This is a genomic window from Streptomyces sp. NPDC029151, from assembly GCF_055564315.1.
On sequence record NZ_JBVHWQ010000003.1, the window covers coordinates 89,922 to 103,705 of the forward strand.

At 73.8% G+C, this 13,784-nt stretch carries 11 protein-coding genes; 5 read left to right on the top strand and 6 right to left on the bottom strand.

The window, feature by feature from the left end:
- Positions 1–32 precede the first annotated feature (32 nt).
- Together ACZ4VF_RS13365 and ACZ4VF_RS13370 are read right to left on the bottom strand one after the other, a co-directional pair.
- The gene (locus ACZ4VF_RS13365) at positions 33–887 is read right to left on the bottom strand and encodes a GNAT family N-acetyltransferase (RefSeq protein WP_467925787.1); all 855 of its coding nucleotides are present in this window, start codon (positions 885–887) and stop codon (positions 33–35) included.
- Between the two features lie 211 nt (positions 888–1,098).
- Positions 1,099–1,785 (bottom strand): chaplin, encoded by a 687-nt coding sequence (locus ACZ4VF_RS13370; protein ID WP_467925789.1) that lies wholly within the window; start codon positions 1,783–1,785, stop codon positions 1,099–1,101.
- A 282-nt stretch (positions 1,786–2,067) separates the two neighbouring features.
- Here ACZ4VF_RS13370 and ACZ4VF_RS13375 point away from each other — a divergent pair, with 282 nt between their 5' ends.
- Complete coding sequence (locus tag ACZ4VF_RS13375; RefSeq protein ID WP_467925790.1) at positions 2,068–3,672, top strand: alpha/beta hydrolase; 1,605 nt, start codon at positions 2,068–2,070, stop codon at positions 3,670–3,672.
- A gap of 169 nt (positions 3,673–3,841) precedes the next feature.
- Positions 3,842–4,366: a DUF4232 domain-containing protein gene (locus tag ACZ4VF_RS13380; RefSeq protein ID WP_467925792.1), complete on the top strand. Its 525-nt coding sequence runs from the start codon at positions 3,842–3,844 to the stop codon at positions 4,364–4,366.
- Here ACZ4VF_RS13380 and asnB read toward each other — a convergent pair.
- Positions 4,359–6,200 (bottom strand): asparagine synthase (glutamine-hydrolyzing), encoded by a 1,842-nt coding sequence (asnB, locus tag ACZ4VF_RS13385; protein ID WP_467925793.1) that lies wholly within the window; start codon positions 6,198–6,200, stop codon positions 4,359–4,361. The two genes, ACZ4VF_RS13380 and asnB, sit on opposite strands and share 8 nt — an antisense overlap.
- Positions 6,201–6,476: 276 nt before the next feature.
- Positions 6,477–7,256: an alpha/beta fold hydrolase gene (locus tag ACZ4VF_RS13390; RefSeq protein ID WP_467925795.1), complete on the bottom strand. Its 780-nt coding sequence runs from the start codon at positions 7,254–7,256 to the stop codon at positions 6,477–6,479.
- A gap of 169 nt (positions 7,257–7,425) precedes the next feature.
- Between ACZ4VF_RS13390 and ACZ4VF_RS13395 the strand changes: the two genes are divergently transcribed.
- Positions 7,426–8,520 (top strand): baeRF3 domain-containing protein, encoded by a 1,095-nt coding sequence (locus tag ACZ4VF_RS13395; protein ID WP_467925796.1) that lies wholly within the window; start codon positions 7,426–7,428, stop codon positions 8,518–8,520.
- Positions 8,521–8,610: 90 nt separating this feature from the next.
- A complete protein-coding gene (locus ACZ4VF_RS13400; RefSeq protein ID WP_467925797.1) occupies positions 8,611–9,636 on the top strand; it encodes a Gfo/Idh/MocA family protein in 1,026 nt (341 codons plus the stop codon).
- A 156-nt stretch (positions 9,637–9,792) separates the two neighbouring features.
- On the opposite strand, the gene ACZ4VF_RS13405 is transcribed toward ACZ4VF_RS13400, so the two are convergent.
- Positions 9,793–10,206, bottom strand: a complete 414-nt coding sequence (locus ACZ4VF_RS13405; RefSeq protein WP_467925799.1) for an SsgA family sporulation/cell division regulator — start codon at positions 10,204–10,206, stop codon at positions 9,793–9,795.
- Between the two features lie 351 nt (positions 10,207–10,557).
- On the opposite strand from ACZ4VF_RS13405, the gene ACZ4VF_RS13410 reads away from it, so the two are divergent.
- Positions 10,558–11,994, top strand: coding sequence for a PP2C family protein-serine/threonine phosphatase (locus ACZ4VF_RS13410; RefSeq protein WP_467925800.1), 1,437 nt, complete (start codon positions 10,558–10,560; stop codon positions 11,992–11,994).
- Positions 11,995–12,033: 39 nt separating this feature from the next.
- Here the strand turns inward: ACZ4VF_RS13410 and ACZ4VF_RS13415 are convergent, their stop codons facing one another.
- Positions 12,034–13,527 (bottom strand): DNA-binding protein NsdB, encoded by a 1,494-nt coding sequence (locus ACZ4VF_RS13415; RefSeq protein ID WP_467925801.1) that lies wholly within the window; start codon positions 13,525–13,527, stop codon positions 12,034–12,036.
- Positions 13,528–13,784 lie beyond the last annotated feature (257 nt).

A 13,784-nucleotide genomic window follows, 5' to 3' on the forward strand; every position in this document is an offset into this window, starting at 1 on the left:
ACGGCGCCGGGTCCCCTCACTCCGCCCGGGACTCAGCCGAGTTCGAGCGTGGTGACGCCGAAGACCCGTTCCCGGGCGTGGGCGCGCACCGGGCCGGTGTACATGCGGGCGGTCTCGAACGAGGGCCGCAGTCCCGCCGCTTCGGCGAGGGCGACGCCGGCCGCGTTGGGTTCGGGCACGTCGATCGCGATGTCGCGGCCGGCCACGCCGTCGGTGAGGGCGGCGAACAGGGCCCGGGCGTCGTCGGCGGTGTCGGCGAAGAGGGGGCCGATCCGGAGGGTGTCGTGGCCCGGGCGGATCACGCCGTAGCCGGTGGGGCGCCCGCCGTCCTCACGGACGACGGCACGGTGCCCGGGGGCGGTGAGCCACTCGGCGAGGAAGCGGGGGCGGTCGGCCGGGTGGCAGGCGCTGTCGTAGGCGGTGAGCGCGGCGAGGTCGGTCGGCCCCGCCGGCCGCACGCCGGCGGGCGCGGCGCTCTCGGGGGCGGGCCCGGTGAACCGGATGGTGCGGTGGGCGAGCCGGAAGCCGGACTGCCGGTAGTTGTCCTGCTGGGCGACGACCCCGTCCAGACCGACGGTCCGGTTTCCCGCGTGGGCCAGGGCGGTCTTCCAGGTGGTGAGTCCGTGTCCGTGGCCCCGCAGCTCCGGGCGGACGAGGTAGCAGCCGAGGAAGGAGAAGTCGGGGCCGTGGTTGACGACGGAGACGGCCGACACCGGCTCTCCGTCGATCCGGCCGAGGAAGAAGCCCTCCGGGTCCTGGGCGAAGAACGCGGGCCCGTCGGACAGCCCCGGGTTCCAGCCCTCCGCCGCCGCCCACCCGCTGATCACCGGCCAGTCGGCGAGGGTGGCCTGCGTGACGACGAGGTCGTGGGGGGCCGCAGAGGTCATCGGTGCGCTCCGTTTCCGTCGGGGTCGGCTGTCGTGCGGCACGGGGCTCGGCCGCGCCGCCCGCAGCATCCTCGCGGATCAACGCGCGGCGGCGCCACGGGGCGTTCGGCCGATGACGAGGCGGGGCGCGGACCTCCGGGCGCGGGGCGTCGCCGCTCGCCGGCGTCACGGCCCCACCGGGCCGGCGTCCGGTGGGGCCGTGCCGGGCGGGTCAGCGGGGGCGGTCCGGGCGGAAGCGGCGGTACAGGACGGCGCCCGCGACGAGGAGCGCGGCACTGCCGGCGGCGGCCGGGGCCGCCAGGTCCGCTCCGGTGTGGGCCAGCGAGGACGCCGCCGGGCGCGGGGTGGGGGGTGCCGGGTGGGCGCGGGCGGGGGCCGGGGGCTTCGGTGCCCGGGGCGTCGGAGCGGGCGGCTTCGGGGTCCGGGGGGTGTCGCCGGACCCGTTGGCCGCGTGGTTGCCGATGGCGGGGTTGCCGAGGCCGACCACGTCGACGCTGTTGCCGGTGACGTTCACCGGCAGGTCGACCGGCAGCTGGATGCCGTTGCCGGAGACCACTCCGGGGGCGTCGGTGGCACGGCCGTGAGCGGAGGCCCCGCCGGACGCGGCTGTGGCGCCGCCCTGTCCCGCGCCGCTCTTCCCGGCGCTCCGGTTGGCGCACGCGTTGCCCGCGGCCGGGTTGAGCAGACCCACCACGTTCACCGTGTTGCCGCAGACGTTGACCGGGACGTGCACCGGGAGCTGGATGCCGTTGCCGGAGACCAGCCCGGGCGAGCCGGCCGCCGTGCCGTCGGCGTCGGCCCCGCCGGCCGCGAAGGCGGCGGACACCGGCAGCGCCACGGCCATCGCGCCGGACGCGGCGACGACGGCGATCACACCGTTTCGGGTAGCCCGTCTCATAGGTTCCTGCCTTCCAGACGTCGTCGCGGGTGGTCACCCGCACCTCGTAAAACGCAGGAGAACCATCGGAGTTATGGCTTATCGGTCTTTCACCCCATCGAGCGTCACTGTTATCGAACAGGATGCAAAGCCACAGAACGATCACCAATGGGGCATGACGGATGGCTCGTACGGCGGGGCGCAGTGTACGGCGGGAGCCGGCGGCCCGCTCGTCCGGAGGCGGGCCGCCGAAGGCCCGCTTATGGTGATGCGAGGCGCCGGCGGGCGCCCGGGAGGCGATCGATGCTGGCCAAGCTGTCCACACGGCCCGCCGTGCGGCGCTGCGCGGGTGCCTCGGCCCTCGCCCTGGCGCTGCTCGGGGCCGGGCTGCCCGCGGCTGCCGCCGACCGGCCGCAGCCGGATCTGTCCCGCTTCTACCGGCAGAAGCCGGTCTGGGGTGCCTGCGAGGGCCCGGACATGCCGAAGGACCTGCAGTGCGCGAAGGTCACCGTCCCGCTCGACTACGCCCGGCCGCGGGCGGGCACCCTGCAGATCGCGCTTGCCCGCTACCGCGGCACGGGGAACTCGCGCGGCTCGGTGGTGCTGAACTTCGGCGGCCCGGGCGGCGCCGGCATCCCCGAGCTCGCCGCCGACGGCAGGCAGTTCATGGACCTGACCAACGGCTACGACGTGGTCACCTTCGACCCCCGCGGTGTCGGCCGGTCCTCCCCCGTCAGCTGCGGGGAGGGCACCGACGTGGCCTCGGCCGTGACGGAGGACGACACCGACCTCGCCCGCCCGCAGACACTGCTCAGGCGGTTGCGGTCGGCCGCCGACCAGTGCGTCCGGCACTCCGGCCCGGTGCTGCCGCACATCGGCACCGTGAACGCCTCCCGCGACCTCGACGTCATCCGCGAGGCGCTCGGCGACAAGCGGCTCGACTACCTCGGCTTCTCCTACGGCACCCGGCTCGGCGCGGTGTACGCGGCGCAGTTCCCGGGCAAGGTCGGCCGGCTGGTCCTGGACGGCGTGGACACGCTGACCGAGCCGCTGGCGGAACAGGGGATCGCGGGCGCCGAGGGGCAGCAGACGGCTCTGGACGACTTCCTGGACTGGTGCACGACGGATCTCGGCTGTCCGTTCGGGGAGGACCGGCGCACGGCCGGCGCCCAGGTGCTGCGGCTGGTGCGCTCCCTCGACCAGAACCCGGTGCCCGGCGACTTCGGCGGCTCGTTCTCCGGGCAGGACCTGGTGGGCGCCATCGGGCAGGCCCTGTACAGCAGGGAGCTGTGGCCCTCGCTGGAGCGCGCGCTGGCCTCGCTGATCGAGGACGGCGACACCCGGCGCGTGCTCGCCTTCTCCACGGGCGGTTTCGGACTGCCCGCGGGCCGGCACCGGGGTGACGGCGGGCTGGCCGACGCGTCCGAGGTCCCGGCGGACAACCTGCCGGCCGCGCTCATGGCGATCAACTGCGCGGACGACCCCGACCGGCCCACCGCGGCCCGGATCACCCGGGACCTGAAGGACCTGCGGACCGCGTACGAGCAGGCCTCGCCGGTGTTCGGCCGCTACCGGCTGACCCAGCTGCTGATGTGCTACGGCCGCCCCCGCGGCACCGACTTCATCCGCGACCGGGTGAAGGACGTGCACTCCGCGAAGATGCTGCTCATCGGCACGCGCGGCGACCCGGCGACCCCGTACCGGTGGACCGTGGAGACGGCCCGCCGGCTCGGCCCGTCGGCGGTGGTGCTCGACAACAAGGGCGAGGGCCACACCGGGTACTCCTCGTCCAAGTGCGTGCACCGCAAGGTCAACGAGTTCCTGCTGTACGGCTCGCTGCCCCCGAGCGGCAGCTCCTGCCCGGCGGACGCGCCGGGCGAGCACGTCCCCTCGGCCGGCACCGGTTGAGGAACCCTCCTCCGGCCGGCGTCCGGGTGCCGCCGGACGGTGACATCCGGGGCACGACCGAGTGACAGCCGCGAACCGGGGCAACCTTCCTGTCACCCCGGTCGTCAGACCGGGCGAGGCGCGCCCAGGCCGCCGCATCCCGTCCGTGACCACGACAGGGGGACCCCTCATGCGCATCCGCGCCGCCATCGCCGTACCCGCCGCCTCCGCCGCCGTGGCGGCCCTGCTGCTCACCGCGCCGCAGAGCCAGGCCGCCGCCGGGCCCGACCGGACCGCCCGCTGCGCCGAGAAGGCGCTGACGGTGCGGGCGAAGGCCGTGCCCGGCCACCCGGCCGTGCTGCGGGTCGGCGTCACCAACCACGGCACGCGCGCGTGTGTCGTCGACCGCGTGCCCACGGTCACCTTCGGGGACCTCGACGGGGCGGCGCTGCCCGTGCCGGAGGGCGGCACGGGGACGTACCGGCTCGCGGTGCGCGGCACCGCCTACGCCGACGTCCGGACCATCGAGGACCCGCGCGACCCCGAGGCCCGCCGGGTGGACACGGTCACGGTTGCGGCCTCGGCCGCGCACTGGGGCCGCTCCTTCACCGCCGCGCAGCTCGGCACCGGCCGGCGGATCCTGGTGTGGGAGCCCGTGACCACGTGGTGGCAGCGGTCCGCGGCGGCCGCGGACCGCGCCATCGGGCTCAGCTGAGGACCAGCTCGGGCGAGTAGAGGTCCAGCCACCCCGCCAGGTCCAGGGTTCGTTCCAGGTCGCGCCGGGCCGCCTGTGTGCTGACCGGTGCCTCGCGTTCGGCGGCCGTGCGGACCCGGTCCCGGTCGACCAGGTCGAACACGGGGTGGGCGGGCCGGGCGAGCAGTTCCCTGGTCTGTTCCTGGAGGGCGCGGGCGTACCGGGGGTCCTGCGTGGACGGGTACGGGCTCTTGACGCGGTCGTACACCGAGCGCGGCAGCACGTCCGCCGCCGCCTCCCTGAGCAGGCTCTTCTCCCGGCCGTCGAAGGACTTCAGCGCCCACGGGGCGTTGTAGACGTACTCGACCAGCCGGTGGTCGCAGAACGGCACCCGGACCTCCAGGCCGACGGCCATGCTCATCCGGTCCTTGCGGTCGAGCAGCACGCGTACGAAACGCGTCAGGTGCAGGTGGCTGATCTGACGCATCCGGTACTCGAAGTCGCTCTCGCCGTCCAGCCGGTCGATGCCGGCGACGGCGGTGCGGTAGCCGTCGGCCGTGTAGGCCTGCAGATCCAGGGACTTGGCGAGGTCGGCGCGCACCACGCCGGCGTCCTCGCCGAAGTGGCGGCCCATCATCGCCAGCCACGGGAAGGTGTCGGCGCGGCGCGCCTCCTCGTCGAAGAACTGGAGGTAGCCGCCGAAGACCTCGTCGGCGGACTCGCCGGACAGGGCCACCGTGGACTTCTCCCGGATGGCGCGGAAGAGCAGCAGCAGTGAGCTGTCCATGTCGCCCAGACCCGAGGGAAGGTCGCGGGCCCGGATCACCTGGGCGCGCACGGCGGGGTCGGCGAGGGCCTGGGCGTCGAGCACGATGTCCTGGTGGTCGGTGCCGGCGAGCCGCGCGACGTCGTGCACGAAGGGGGTGTCGGGGGTGCCGCGGAGTTCGTCGGCGACGAAGTTGTCGGTCTGCCCGGCGAAGTCGACGGCGAAGCTGCGCACCTTCTCGCCGTGCTCGGCGAGCCGGCGGGCGGCGAGCGCGGTCATGGCGGAGGAGTCGAGCCCGCCGGAGAGCAGGGTGCAGCGCGGCACGTCGGCGACGAGCTGACGGCGCACGATGTCGTCGAGGAGCGAGCGCACGGTGGCGACGGTGGTGTCGCGGTCGTCGGTGTGCGGGCGGGTCTCCAGCCGCCAGTAGACCCGGGTGGACAGGCCGGAGCGGTCGACGGTGACGACCGTGCCGGGCTCCACCTCGCGCATGCCGTCCCAGATGGCGTGTCCGGGCGTCTTGACCATGACGAACAGCTCGCGCAGGCCGTCCAGCGTGACGCGGGGCCGGGCCAGCGGGTGGGCGAGGATCGCCTTGGGTTCGGAGCCGAACAGGACGCCGTCGGGGGTCGGGTAGCAGTAGAAGGGCTTGATGCCCATGCGGTCGCGGATCATCACCAGCTTGTCGTGGCGGCCGTCCCACACCGCGAACGCGTACATGCCGTTGAGCCGTTCGGCGACCGCGTCGCCCCACTCCAGATAGCCGTGCAGGACGACCTCGGTGTCGGAGTCGGTGGTGAACCGGTGGCCCCGGTCGGTCAGTTCGCGGCGCAGCTCGGTGAAGTTGTAGGCCTCCCCGGAGTAGACGAGGGCGACGGTGCCCTCGGGGGTGCCCACGGTCATCGGCTGGCGGCCGCCGGGCAGGTCGATGATGGCGAGCCGGCGGTGGCCCAGGGCGGCGGGGCCCTCGGCCCAGGTGCCGCGGTCGTCCGGGCCGCGGCAGGCCATCGTCTCGGTCATCGCATGCAAGGTGGGGTCCTCGGCGGTCAGATCACGGTCGAAGGAGACCCATCCGGTGATGCCGCACATGCGCTACCTCCTGCCTCCGGCTGCCCGGCGGCCCCCTCCTCACCTGCGGTTCCACGGTGACAGGCGGCCGGCCGGCAAACCAGTTGTATCGAGCACCTATATGACGAGCCTCCGTCAGGCACCCGGGTGCGTCAACGCGGCCGCGTCCCGGTCCGGCCGCGCGCCCCACTGTTTCGGCCGTGTTTTGCCTCAGCAAAATCCACGTAACAGCGCGCTCTCGCACCGAGGGCGACCGGAACCGGCCAACGGCAAAAACTTCCTCAAGTCGAGGATGCGTCACGGCTTCGCGGTCAGGAACGCGTCGAGCGCCCCGGTGAGTTCGGCCGGCTTCTCCAGTGGCAGCTCGTGGCCCGCGTCCAGGACGCGGACGACCGCGTCGGGGCAGGCCTTGGCCAGCCGGAGCATCTGCCGCACCGGCAGCTGGACGTCGTGGTAGCCGTGCACCATCAGGGTCGGCACGGCGATCTCGCCGGCCCGGTCCAGGACGTCGAAGGCCCGCATCGCGCCGTAGAGCGTCATGACGACCTCGCGCGGGGTGGCGGCGGAGGCGCGGATCTGCGCCCGGACCTCCTCGCGCGGGTGGCCCGGGGCGAAGGCCCGCTGGATGTTGGCGGCCACGAACAGCCTGAACGGCAGCAGGGTGGAGGCCGCCATCAGCAGGCCCCGGCCGCGGCTGTACGTCATCCGGCCGATCGAGTTGACCAGCGCCATCCGCTCCACCCGGCCCGGGTGCGCGAGGGCGACGGTCTGCGCGATCATCCCGCCCATCGAGTGGCCCACCAGCACGCACCGCCCGACCCGGAGGTGGTCCAGGAGGGCCACGACGTCCGCCGCGAGGTGGGCGATGGTGGGCACCCCGGCTCCGGTGCTCTCGCCGTGCCCGCGCAGGTCCAGCCGGATCACCCGGCGCCGTGCGGAGAAGTGCGCCGTCTGGTGGTCCCAGCGGTGCCGGTTCGCGGTCCAGCCGTGCACGAACACCAGGGGCGCGTCCGCCGCGTCGCGGGGTCCCTCGTCGTCGTAGGCCAGTCTCGCTCCGTCGACGTCGAGCTGCGGCATGGTGTCTCCCGGGGTACGGCGCGCTTTGGTTACCGACCGGTACGGTAGCCGCCCGCCGGGCCCGGCGTCACCGGGGGCCGGACGGTGACTTCCGGCGGGGAGCGGCGGCACCGCCCGGGTCCGGATTACCCCGAATGCCGTACAGGTGAATCGGCCCTATCGTCGTGTCATGGAGCACGCACTGAGTCCCGCGACCCTCGCCCAACTGCGGCGCCCGCGCCCATATCCCGCGGTGTCCGTGCTGACCCCGACGCACCGCCGGGAACCCGAGAACGGCCAGGATCCCGTCCGGCTGCGCAACGTGGTCACCGAGGCCCGCCGGCGTCTGGAGGCCGACCCCGCCGTCACCCGTGAGCGGCGCAACGAGGTCGTCGCGCAGCTCGACCGGGCGCTGGCGGAGGTGGACCTTGCGCACGCCGAGGACGGCCTGGTCATCTTCGCCGCCCCCGGCGAACACCAGGTGTGGTCCCTGGCGCGCGCCGTCCCCGAGCGGGTGGTGCTGTCCGACACCTTCCTCACCCGCAACCTGGTCGCCGCGCAGGCCGCCGAGCGGCCCTACTGGGTGCTGTCGGTCTCCGCCGACCGCGTCACCCTGTGGAACGGCGGCGAGGAACGGGTCGTGCAGGGCCGCTCGGGCGGCTTCCCGCTGGAGCGCCGGCAGGTGAACTTCGACCCCGAGCGCCAGATGCGCACGGGCGGCCTGCCGAGCACCTTCAGCGACGAGGGCACCCGCCAGTTCCTGCGCGAGGCGGACACCGCCATGGCCACGGTCCTGCGCGAACAGCCCCGGCCGCTGTACGTCATGGGCGACCAGGAGGCCCTGTCCCTGATGGACGAGGTCGGCAGCGTCGCCAAGGCGGCCGTCCACGTCCCGCGCGGCGGTCTCGGACACGCCGGCCCCGAGGCCGTCTGGCAGGCGCTGCGGCCGGTGCTCGCGGAGGAGTCCCACAAGGACACCGCCGCCGTGGTCGGGGAGCTGACGTCGGCGCGCGGTCACCGGACGTACGCGGCCGGGCTGGACGAGCTGTGGCAGAGCGCCCGCGAGGGCCGGGTCCGGCTGCTGGCCGTGGAGGAGAACTTCCGGGCCAGGGTCCGCGATCTGGGCGAGCACCTGGTACCGGCCGAACCCGGTGATCTGGACGCTCGCGACGACATCGTGGACGAGATCGTCGAGCAGTGCCTGCAGACCGGCGCCGACGTCCGCTTCGTGCCCGACGGCACGCTCGGCGACGCCTCCGGGATCGCCGGAGTACTGCGGTACTGACCCCGGAGAACCCCGGGGCCGCACCGCCACAGCGGCTCCCTTGCGTCGGCGTACGCTACGGCGTGATCGTCGGCGTAAGGGAGCGCGCGCATGGGTGACCTGCTGGGTGTGGCGGTACTGGGTGCCGGACACATGGGGGCCGATCACATACGTCGTCTCGACCGGGTGACCAGTGGAGCCAGGGTCGCCGCGGTGGCCGACCCCGACGTCGACCGGGCGACGGAGGCCGCGGCCGGCCTGGACGGGGTCACCGTGCACACGGACCCGGTGGCCGCGCTGGACGCGCCGGGCGTCGCGGCCGTCCTGATCGCCTCCCCGGGACCCGCGCACGAGGAGGCGCTGCTCGCCGCCTTCGCCCGCCGGCTGCCGGTGCTGTGCGAGAAGCCCATGGTTCCGGACTCCGCGGGCGCGCTGCGGGTCGTGGAGGCCGAGGCGCGGATCGGCCGCCGCCTGGCCCAGATCGGCTTCATGCGCCGCTACGACGCCGAGTACCGGCGGCTGAAGGCCCTGCTGGACGGGGGCGGCCTGGGCCGGCCCCTGATGCTGCACTGCACGCACCGCAACGTCTCCTCCCCCGCCGGCTTCACCAGCGCCATGCTGGTCAACAGCTCGGTCTCGCACGAGATCGACGCGGCCCGCTGGCTGCTCGGGCAGGAACTGACGGCGGTCACCGTGCTGCGGCCCACACCGTCCCCGGGGGCGCCCGAGGGCCTGCTGGACCCGCAGTTCGTGCTGTTCGAGACGGAGCGGGGCGCCCTGGTGGACGTGGAGGTCTTCGTCAATTGCGGCTTCGGCTACCAGGTGCGCTGCGAGGCCGTGTGCGAGGCGGGCAGCGCCCGGATCGGCGACGAGCACACGATGGTGGTCACCGCCGGGGGAACCGCGCGCGAGCAGGTGGCCCAGGACTACCTCGTCCGCTTCGCCGACGCCTACGACCGTGAGGTGCAGGCCTGGGTCGACGCGGCCCGCCGCGGCGAGGTCACCGGCCCGGACGTCTGGGACGGCTACGCGGCCTCCGCCGTCGCCGAGGCGGGGGTCCGGGCCCTGGACACGGGCCGCCGGGTGGCCGTCGGCCTCGCCCCGCGTCCGGAGCTGTACGCCGCCGCCGGCCGCTGACGCCCGCCGCGCCGTCAGCCGCTCCGCCCCCGTCCAGGGGGGTGCCCCCGCGGCACACCGCCGACCGGAGTGCGTGCGGCCTCGTCAGGGGCCGTACCCGCGCACGGGGCAGGGACCGACGGGAACCGAAAGGCGTGCGCGGCACCCGTGTGCCGCTCACACGCCACCGAACAGCGCGCTCAGCCCCCGCTCCACCACCCGGGCCAGGTCCTCCTGCCCGGACGCCACCACCTCGTACGTGCGCTGGAGGAAGCACCGCAGCGCCGAGGCCTGGAAGAGGAGCAGGGCCATGCCGTGCGGCGAGTGGAACTCCACGACCGTGCGGGTTCTGCCGTACGGCCATATCTGCACGTCACCGTGGCCGGCGGGGGCCCGCAGCCCCTGGTCGAGCAAGGTGCGCGCGAAGGTCCAGGTGACCTCCTCGCCGTGCAGCGCGGCCTCGGCCGGGAAGTCCACGAACACGGCGAGGGGGTCGGCGGCGGTGTAGCGCAGGGTGGCCGGCACCATGACCTCCCGGTCCTGGGCGGTGACCAGGCGGGCTTCGGCGAGCTGTTCGACGGTGATGTCCATGTCCTTTAGGAGTCCGCGAGGGCCCCCCGCATGGCGCCAATTCCGGTCAGAGTTCGTCGGGTACCGGCCGCCCTGCGGCATCATGGAACAGAGGAGCGACGAACACCCGCTTGAACACCGGCCCGTCGGCCGCTCGCCTGCCTCAACTCGCGTAAGTGACGTACGACTTGACCGCGCCGGCGCCTACGTCATCCGTACCTTCGGAACGGTCCGGGAAGACTCTGGCATATGCCAGAAGCACCACCGTATCGTGTGTTGCCAAATCCCTTACAGCGCGTCGCGGGCTGTGCCACAGTCGTAGCGGTCCCCCGCCGTCCCCGCCGTTCTCGTCCCCCCTCATCGGAGTGCGTCATGCCGTCCCCAGTCTCCGCGGACCGCCCACCCGCCCAGCCGCCAGGACGCGGCTCGGTCGAGGCGCTGATAACGCAGGCACGGCGGCTCAAGGGTGACGTGGACGCCGTACGGCGGGACACCCGGAGCGACGGTACGGACCCCGAGGAACGCTGGCAGCGCGCCCTGTACGACCTCGCGGCGCACCAACTGGACGACCTGGACGCCCATTTGGCGCAGCTGCGGGACGGCCCCGCCCCCGCCGAGCCCGACGAGCCGCCCGCCCGGCCGCCCGCCGGACGGACCGCACCGGCCGGCGCTCCGAGCGGCTCCCTGCTCAGCCGCGTCGGCAGCGCCGAGTGGGACCTGCTGACCGACGAGGCCACCTGGTCCGGGGAGCTGTACCAGATCCTCGGCCTCGACCCGGCCCGCCCCGCCCTCACCCTGGACGAGCTGCCCAGCCTGGTCCTGGAGGAGGACCGGCCCAAGCTGACCGCGATGGTCACGGACTGCCTGGTCGACGCCAAGCCGATCGACGGCGAGTTCCGTGTCGTACGGCCCGACGCCTCCGTGCGGACCGTGCACATGATGGGCGAACCCGTGCTCGGCGCCGACGGCGGCACGACCTCCATGTGGGCCGTGCTGCGCGACGTCAGCGAACTGCGCCGCAGCCAGCGGACGGTGCGCGAGACCCGTGACTCGCTGCACCACCACCGCCGGCAGGAGCGGACCGAGCACCGGATCGCGGCAGAGCTGCAGGAAGCCGTGCTACCGCCATGGCGCGGCTCCCTGCGGCTCCCGCACCGGGGACCGGTCGCGCTGGACCTGGCCGCCCACCGCCTCCCGGCCGCCACCCCCACCCTGATCGGCGGGGACTGGTACGACGCGCTGGAGCTGTCCGACGGCCAGACCCTGCTCACCGTCGGCGACCTCACCGGGCAGGGCGTGGCCGTCGCCTCCGGCATGGCGATGCTGCTCGGCGCCTTACGCGGCATGGCGCTGGCCGGCACGGAGCCCGGTCGACTGCTCACCCTGCTCAACCAGTTACTCGACACCACCGTGCAGCCCGCCCTCGGCAGCGCCGTCTGCTGCCACTACCGTCCGGAGGACCGCACGCTGGTCTGGGCGCAGGCGGGACACCCCGCCCCGCTGCTGTACCGGGACGGGACGGGGCACCCGCTGGACGCACCGGACGGCGTCCTCCTCGGCGCCTCCTCGGGCGCCGTCTACGGACAGTCCGTCGTACCCCTGCACCCCGGTGACCTGCTCCTCCTGCACACCGACGGGCTGATGTCGGGCCACGGCAGGACAGCGGCCGCGGACCGGCTGCTCGGCCTCGCCCCACGGTTCGGCGCGGCGCGCACCGCGCAGGACTGCGTGCGGACGATCGTCGAGGAGTTCGGCGGGGCCGGGCGCGAGGACGACGCGTGCGTGCTGGTCGCCAAGGTCACCGCGTGACGGCAGCCGACCCGTCGGGCCGGACGGCGCACAGGCTCCCTATGCCGGTGCGCTGCCGTCGGTCCTCGGCCTGGGCTTCGGCAGGGCGAGCCTGATCTCCTCCCGCAGCTGGTGGATCTTCGGATAGCCGGCGTACTCCGCGGTCAGCCGGTACATCTGCCGCAGCCGGTCCCAGGTGCGACGCGAGGAGTTCGAACCCATCGACATCAGGGCCAGCCGTGCGTAGCGGTCGGCCTGTTCCGGGTCGTCGGCGATGAAGCAGGCCGAGGCCATGGACAGATGGTCGAAGATCTTCGAGCGCTCCCGCCCGTCGACGCGCAGGGCGAGGGCCTTCTCCGCGTAGTACTGGGCGTGCGCGGCCGCTGCCGGGTCGAACTCCGCCAGGGTGCGGTAGGCGAGCGCCTGCATGCCGTACAGGTCCTCGTCCTTGAAGGTCTGCATCCACTCCGGTGGTTCCACGTCCTGCCGGTCGGAGACGAAGAGGTCCTCCGCCTGCCCGAGCGTGCGGCGCATCGCCTGGCCCTTGCCCATCGACGCCTGCGCCCAGGCCTCGATGGTGTGGAACATCGCCTTCGTCCGCGGCTGCAGGCGGTCGCCGGCCCCGGACTGGGCGAGCTTCATCAGGTCCAGGGCGTCGTCCGGGCGGCCCAGGTGCACCATCTGCCGGGCCGCCCGTGACAGCGCCTCGCCGGCGCGCGGGCGGTCCCCGCCCTCTCTGGCGGCGTGGGCGGCGATGACGAAGTACTTCTGCGCCGTGGGCTCCAGGCCGACGTCGTGCGACATCCAGCCCGCGAGAACGGCGAGGTTGGCGGCGACGCCCCACAGGCGCCGCTGGAGATGGGGTGGATGGTGGTAGGTGAGCATGCCGCCCACCTCGTTGAGCTGCCCCACGACCGCCTTGCGCTGCAGCCCGCCGCCCCGGGCCGCGTCCCAGGCGCGGAACACCTCGACCGAGCGCTCCAGTTCCTCGATCTCCTGCGACCCGATGGGGGCGGCCTCGTACCGGTCGAATCCGGCGGGGTCGGCGTGCAGGGGATCGTCGAGGACAGGGGCGTCGGCCTTCAGGGCCGGGTCGGTGTGCAGCCAGTCGTACATGGCGCTGCTGAGCGTGGATCCCGCGGCGAGCGCGGCGCCCGCGCCCACCAAGCCGCGTCGGTTGAGCATGAGGTCCATTCCCGTGAATTCGGTGAGGACCGCGGCGGTCCGTTCGGGCGCCCACGGCACTCCTTCGGGATGTTCCTCGATCCCGTCGGGCTGCCGCTTCCCTGCACGCCCGTGCCGCACCAGACCGAGGTCCTCGATGGTCACGACACGGCCGAGACGCTCGGTGAACAGAGCCGCCAGCACCCGCGGCACCGGATCGCGCGGGATCTCTCCCATGTCGATCCACCGCCGCACCCGGGAGGTGTCGGTCGCCAGCTGGGGGTGGCCCATGGCCGCCGCCTGCCGGTTGACCAGTCTCGCGAGTTCGCCCTTCGACCAGCCGGCCAGGCCGAACAGGTCCGCCAGTCGGGTGTTGGGTTGTCCGCTCACGTCAAGCCCCCAGGTTCTCGGCTGAGTTGACAGTAGCCCGGTGGAGGTTGCCGGGCGACTATTCGCCAGGGTTCGCCAGGGTCCGCCAGATGGTGTGCCACTGGGCATCGGGTGTCAGGTAGGAACGCGCCACCCCGACCCGGTCGCCGCCTTCCACCCGAGGGCGCGTGACGGCACAGGACGGCAACTGCCGGGCACTCTCCCCAGGGTGTGCCCGGGCGGCCGGGACGGGTTGCGCGTGAGACGCACAGGCAGGC

What these genes read in the sequence shown, in the direction of transcription:
- ACZ4VF_RS13375 (WP_467925790.1), top strand. Translation starts at nt 2,068, where the DNA reads ATGCTGGCCAAGCTGTCCACACGGCCCGCCGTGCGGCGCTGCGCGGGT.
- ACZ4VF_RS13410 (WP_467925800.1), top strand. Translation starts at nt 10,558, where the DNA reads ATGCCGTCCCCAGTCTCCGCGGACCGCCCACCCGCCCAGCCGCCAGGA.
- ACZ4VF_RS13365 (WP_467925787.1), bottom strand. Translation starts at nt 887, where the DNA reads ATGACCTCTGCGGCCCCCCACGACCTCGTCGTCACGCAGGCCACCCTC.
- ACZ4VF_RS13390 (WP_467925795.1), bottom strand. Translation starts at nt 7,256, where the DNA reads ATGCCGCAGCTCGACGTCGACGGAGCGAGACTGGCCTACGACGACGAG.
- asnB (WP_467925793.1), bottom strand. Translation starts at nt 6,200, where the DNA reads ATGTGCGGCATCACCGGATGGGTCTCCTTCGACCGTGATCTGACCGCC.
- ACZ4VF_RS13395 (WP_467925796.1), top strand. Translation starts at nt 7,426, where the DNA reads ATGGAGCACGCACTGAGTCCCGCGACCCTCGCCCAACTGCGGCGCCCG.
- ACZ4VF_RS13400 (WP_467925797.1), top strand. Translation starts at nt 8,611, where the DNA reads ATGGGTGACCTGCTGGGTGTGGCGGTACTGGGTGCCGGACACATGGGG.
- ACZ4VF_RS13370 (WP_467925789.1), bottom strand. Translation starts at nt 1,785, where the DNA reads ATGAGACGGGCTACCCGAAACGGTGTGATCGCCGTCGTCGCCGCGTCC.
- ACZ4VF_RS13405 (WP_467925799.1), bottom strand. Translation starts at nt 10,206, where the DNA reads ATGGACATCACCGTCGAACAGCTCGCCGAAGCCCGCCTGGTCACCGCC.
- ACZ4VF_RS13380 (WP_467925792.1), top strand. Translation starts at nt 3,842, where the DNA reads ATGCGCATCCGCGCCGCCATCGCCGTACCCGCCGCCTCCGCCGCCGTG.